The organism is bacterium (assembly GCA_035370465.1).
GTDB lineage: Bacteria > Ratteibacteria > UBA8468 > B48-G9 > JAFGKM01 > JAGGVW01.
The window spans coordinates 1-4,804 of the sequence record DAOOVW010000078.1 but is presented as its reverse complement, the minus strand read 5'-3'; the positions used below and the strand labels follow the sequence as shown (position 1 = coordinate 4,804).

Here is a 4,804-nt window from a genome sequence, read left to right as displayed (position 1 = left end):
TGAACAAATTAAAATCTCTTTAACCCCTTTATTTACAAGTGTTTTCATAATTGCCCAAAATGAAATGGCGAAGTTGACTTGTCAATTGATAGGAGATATGTTAAAGTTTAATTGATAAAATAATTTTAACTTTAACTCTCCTTTTAATATAGTATAAAAGTAGATAAATATTCTCATCAGAAAGATGGGGTTGAGTAAATATTTACACAGAGAAAAATGGAGAGTAATTTTAGCAAGGAGAATGTTATTATGAACAAAAATGTTTATTTCCCAAAAGAACTTGAGTGGATGTGGAATGCCCGTTATAGTTCGTGGCTATTTACTTATGACCAGGTTTTTAATTATTCTGTAAATGATTTTGAGAAAAAAGCAAAGGCACTTCATAATGGAGGTATTAACACAGTAATTATTGCTGGGTTTCATTTCAGATGGGACTGGTATTATCTCTGGCCTGAACTGACACAGGCACTTGTCCGCATAGTGAACGCATGTCATAAATATGGCATTAGAGTTATTGAACACCACAGTAGTGTACTGAAAAGTTTTTACCCAAACAAGGAAGAATTAGAAATATACAAAAAGAAGTTTGATCTTAATCGCTATCCATGGTTCAGTCAACATATCAAAGATGTGACCTGTGACCCTGTGATAGATAATATTCCATTTTCTTCTATGTATCAGGTGGATATTAGAACTGGAGAACCAAGTTGGAGTTATTACCATGGACATATTTTCTGTTTCAATAACCCTGATTATCAAAGAATTTATTTCAGGTATCTTGAAGATTTATACCGCACTGGTATAGATGGTATTATGACAGATGATATTCAATTCATGCCTTGTATTTATTCTTGTGGTTGCTACTGGTGTAGAAAACTTTTTACAGAACAGCACGGCTATGAAATACCGGAGAAAGACACAGAAGACAGGTCATTTTTCTTCAATTTTGACAACCCTGCTTTTCGCGCATTTATCCGCTTCCGCTCAAACTCACATATTGCTCATCACCATAGAGTCAATGAACATTTCCAGAAACTTGGGTATATTATGGCTAGACCAAACTATTGCTCTGCCTCTACATCTGTATTTGGTGTTGTAGGAACTGGATACGACCTTGAGGGTGCTGCACCCTGTTTCAACACCGTTTTTACTGAAATCTGTCACTCAGAAGAACAACTAAGTTGCTGGGCGTGGACAGTGCATGAACTCAAACACAAATCTGCTCTTGCTGCACGCTACCGTATTCCTGCTATGGCACTTTTTTATAGTGCAAATCAGTCACAGGGATATTTCCACTGGGCTTTATCAAAAATTCTGGGTCAGAATCTCTGGCTTTCAGGTGGTTCAGGTAGTTCTATCGATTTTAATGCTCATAAAGAAGCATTACTTTCAAAACAGGGTAATGTTTTCCAGCAACAACATCCAAAACTTTATATACATCCTGTTTCTTGTGCAAGAGTTGCGGTGTTTTTCTCCCGAAATACAATGATGAACTATCAAGCCGCGAGTGGAGAATCTTTTACCAACGAATATGCAGGGTGGTGTCAACAACTCTTTAAAAATAACATCCTTTTTGATGTAATTCTTGATGATGATATTGAAGATATATCAGTTCTCAAAAAATATGACCTTATTATTCTTCCCAATACTGCCTGTATGAGTGATGTACAAACTGATAATATAACGCAGTTTGTAAAAGAAGGTGGTGGACTTATTGCTACATTTGAAACAGGTCATTACAACCAGACAGGTGAACATAGAAAAATACCCGCTTTACAAGAACTTTTTGGTATTAAGGATCTTGGGCTTATTCCATCGCAGAATTTTTGGAAAGCAGGACCAGATGTTTCTCTCCTAAATGTACAAATTCCTTTTTATATTGATAACTGCAGACCATACCGCCAGGTTAAGCCAACTCGGGACGGGAAGATAATTCTTGAGAGTGTAAATGAAGATTTATGGCCAAATTCTCCTGTGTATTTCAAAACTTCTTTTGGAAGGGGAAATATTACTTATTTTTCTGGATATATTGGTAGCCAATCATTTATGCCTTTCGGACATGCTATATCTACGGAAAAAGACCGTAATGACCGCAGTACTAAATATCTTGCCCTCAAAAAAGCAAGCGATCCTTGTCTGGCACAGATTCTTGTGCAGTCAGTCAGAAATATGCTTGGTGAAAAACAACAATTACTTATTGAAGGAGCACCTGAGGGTATTTTGGCAGGATTATATCAACACGGTGAAGAATATGTTCTTCACCTTCTTAACGCATCAAAAACATTGCGCCGACAAGGAGAGACATTTGGAGGAAACGGAAAGTGGAATGCAAAACCATGTGGAGAAATTCACATAACTCTGCGTTTCTGTCCGTGCCGGACAGCCACACTTTTCTCTCCTGATTTTGAAGGAAGTTATCAGGTGCCTGTGAAAATTTCAGAAGATACATTAAACCTAACAATTAAAGCAGGTTTACTACAGAAATACTCAGTAATTAATCTGAAATAGAAAGTAATCCAATGAAAAATTAATTAAAGTATGATGAAGAGAGTAGATATTGTGCTTAATTTACATAAGATATATTTACTGAATATTATAGAAGGGACATTTCTATCATTTTTTCAGCAATTTGTATTGTATTTAAAGCAGCACCTTTTCTTATATTGTCAGAAACAACCCACATATCTATTGCATTTTCAATTGCAGGATTTTTTCTTATTCTTCCAATAAATACTTCATCTTTTTCGGTTGCAAATAAAGGTGTTGGATAATATGACTCCTCTGGTCTATCCATAACTTTAATACCATGAAAATTACTTAAAATCTCTCTAACTTTTTTTACATGTACTTCTTTTTCAAATTCACAGGTAATACATTCTGAATGACCATTAAACACAGGTACTCTAACACATGTTGCGGAAATTTTTAGGTCATAATTGTCAAGAATTTTTCTTGTTTCTTTTATCATTTTAACCTCTTCTGTAAAATAGCCAGGAAATTCATCTGATAAACTGCCAATTTCTGGTATTAAATTGCCAAAAATCTGGTGTGGATAAACTTCACTCTTTATTTTCTCTCCTTTTACAAAACTCTCTGTTTGTTTTTTTAATTCTTCAACTGCCTTTCTTCCTGTTCCTGAAACTGCCTGATATGTTGAAACAATAACTCTTTTCAAACAAAATTCTTTATCAAGAGGATAAATTGCCATGACCATTTGAATAGTTGAACAATTTGGATTTGCAATAAATCCCTGATGTTTTTTTAAATGATGTGGATTTACTTCTGGAATTATCAAGGGGACTTTTTCATCCATTCTAAAATCTGCCCCATTATCAATAACAATACAGCCCTTTTTCACTGCTTCCCATCCAAATAAAGAACTTGCTCCTTTTTCCCCTTCTGTTCCTGCGAAAAAAGCAATATCTATTTCATTAAATGAATTTTCTTTTATTTTTTCAATCTTTAAAATTTTTCCTGCTATTTCTTCTTCTCTTTCTCTTGTTGCAAGAACTTTTAAATTTTTTAATGGAAAATTTCTTTGATAAAGTATTTCAACCATTTTTTTACCAACCATTCCAATACCAATAACTGCAACATTATATTCTTTCATAATTTCTCCTTTTATTTCTCATTATGGAATTTCCAATTATACCTGCCAGATATGCCTTAACTAAATCAAAAGGAATAAAAGGTAAAACACCAAGAAGTATTGTCTTTTTAAAATTAAATTTAAGGAAAACTGAAAGAAATAGACAACCAAAAATATAAATAATTAAAACAGCAGAAAACATAATTAAAAAAGAATAAATTTTACTTTTTCTAAAAAAGAAATATTTCCCAACAAAATATGAAGAAAAAATAAAACCAATTATATATCCTGTTGTAGGTCTAAAAAAACCAGAACTACTGGCAAAAAACCAGTTAATCCCTAAAATACCAAAAAGTAAATAAAAAATATTAGAAAGGGCAGAAAAATTACTTCCAAGCAAAATCCCTGAAAGTAAAACAAAAAATACCTGTAATGTCAATGGAACTGGTGTAAAAGGTAATTTTATGTAAATTTGCCCTGAAATACCTATTATAAGTGCAAAAAGCAAAGAAATAGATATTTTTTTTGCCAATGATAGATACTCCAATTTTTCATAATAATTTTCCCAGATAAAATCCCATTTTTTTGTTATTTCTTTCATTTTCTCTCCTGTTTAGTTTATAATTTTACAATATGAAAGGAAAAAATGAAAGTATTATTAAAAGGTTTTTTTTTGAAAGAAATCCAGATATCGTAGCAAAAGAATTATTAGGAAAAAAATTTATTAGAAAAATATGTGGAAAAATTTTGTCCGGGATTATAGTAGAAACAGAGGCATATTTTGGTGAAAATGACCCGGCAAGTAGAGCATATAAGAGAAAAAGTAAATTATTTCACAAAAAAATGTCATCAAAGGCGGGAACATTACTAATTTATGTTGTTCATAATAATTACCTTTTAAATATTATCTCTCACAAAAAAAATAAAGTTGGTGCTGTCTTAATAAGGGCAGTTGAACCAATAGAAGGAATTGAAATAATGAAAAAAAATAGGGGAAAAGAAAAAATAGAGGACCTATCATCAGGTCCAGGAAAATTTACAAAATGCTTCTGTATTGATAAAAAATTTGATGGGATTGATATAACAAAGAGTAAAAATGAAATTTATATTCTAAATACAGAAAATAAAAATTTTGAAATAAAAAGTTCAAAAAGAATAGGAGTAAAAACTGACTTAAAAAGAAATTTAAGATTTTTTATAAGTGGAAACAAATTT

The 4,804-nt window shown here is 32.1% G+C and carries 4 protein-coding genes; 2 read left to right on the top strand and 2 right to left on the bottom strand.

The genetic code is table 11. From position 1 onward, the window contains the following. Positions 1-249: 249 nt before the first annotated feature. Positions 250-2,508, top strand: a complete 2,259-nt coding sequence (locus PLW95_07860) for a beta-galactosidase trimerization domain-containing protein (GenBank protein HOV22569.1) — start codon at positions 250-252, stop codon at positions 2,506-2,508. A gap of 85 nt (positions 2,509-2,593) precedes the next feature. Here the strand turns inward: PLW95_07860 and PLW95_07855 are convergent, their stop codons facing one another. Together PLW95_07855 and PLW95_07850 are read right to left on the bottom strand one after the other, a co-directional pair. Next, the gene (locus PLW95_07855) at positions 2,594-3,610 is read right to left on the bottom strand and encodes an aspartate-semialdehyde dehydrogenase (protein ID HOV22568.1); all 1,017 of its coding nucleotides are present in this window, start codon (positions 3,608-3,610) and stop codon (positions 2,594-2,596) included. Continuing rightward, positions 3,597-4,190: a biotin transporter BioY gene (locus tag PLW95_07850; GenBank protein ID HOV22567.1), complete on the bottom strand. Its 594-nt coding sequence runs from the start codon at positions 4,188-4,190 to the stop codon at positions 3,597-3,599. The genes PLW95_07855 and PLW95_07850 overlap by 14 nt, the downstream gene beginning before the upstream one ends. 32 nt (positions 4,191-4,222) lie before the next feature. Here PLW95_07850 and PLW95_07845 point away from each other — a divergent pair. Then, on the top strand, positions 4,223-4,804 hold a 582-nt coding region (locus tag PLW95_07845), incomplete at its 3' end, for a DNA-3-methyladenine glycosylase (GenBank protein ID HOV22566.1).

Bases quoted from the DNA above. Each gene is read 5' to 3' on its own strand.
- PLW95_07860 (HOV22569.1), top strand. From the start codon at position 250: ATGAACAAAAATGTTTATTTCCCAAAAGAACTTGAGTGGATGTGGAAT.
- PLW95_07855 (HOV22568.1), bottom strand. From the start codon at position 3,610: ATGAAAGAATATAATGTTGCAGTTATTGGTATTGGAATGGTTGGTAAA.
- PLW95_07850 (HOV22567.1), bottom strand. From the start codon at position 4,190: ATGAAAGAAATAACAAAAAAATGGGATTTTATCTGGGAAAATTATTAT.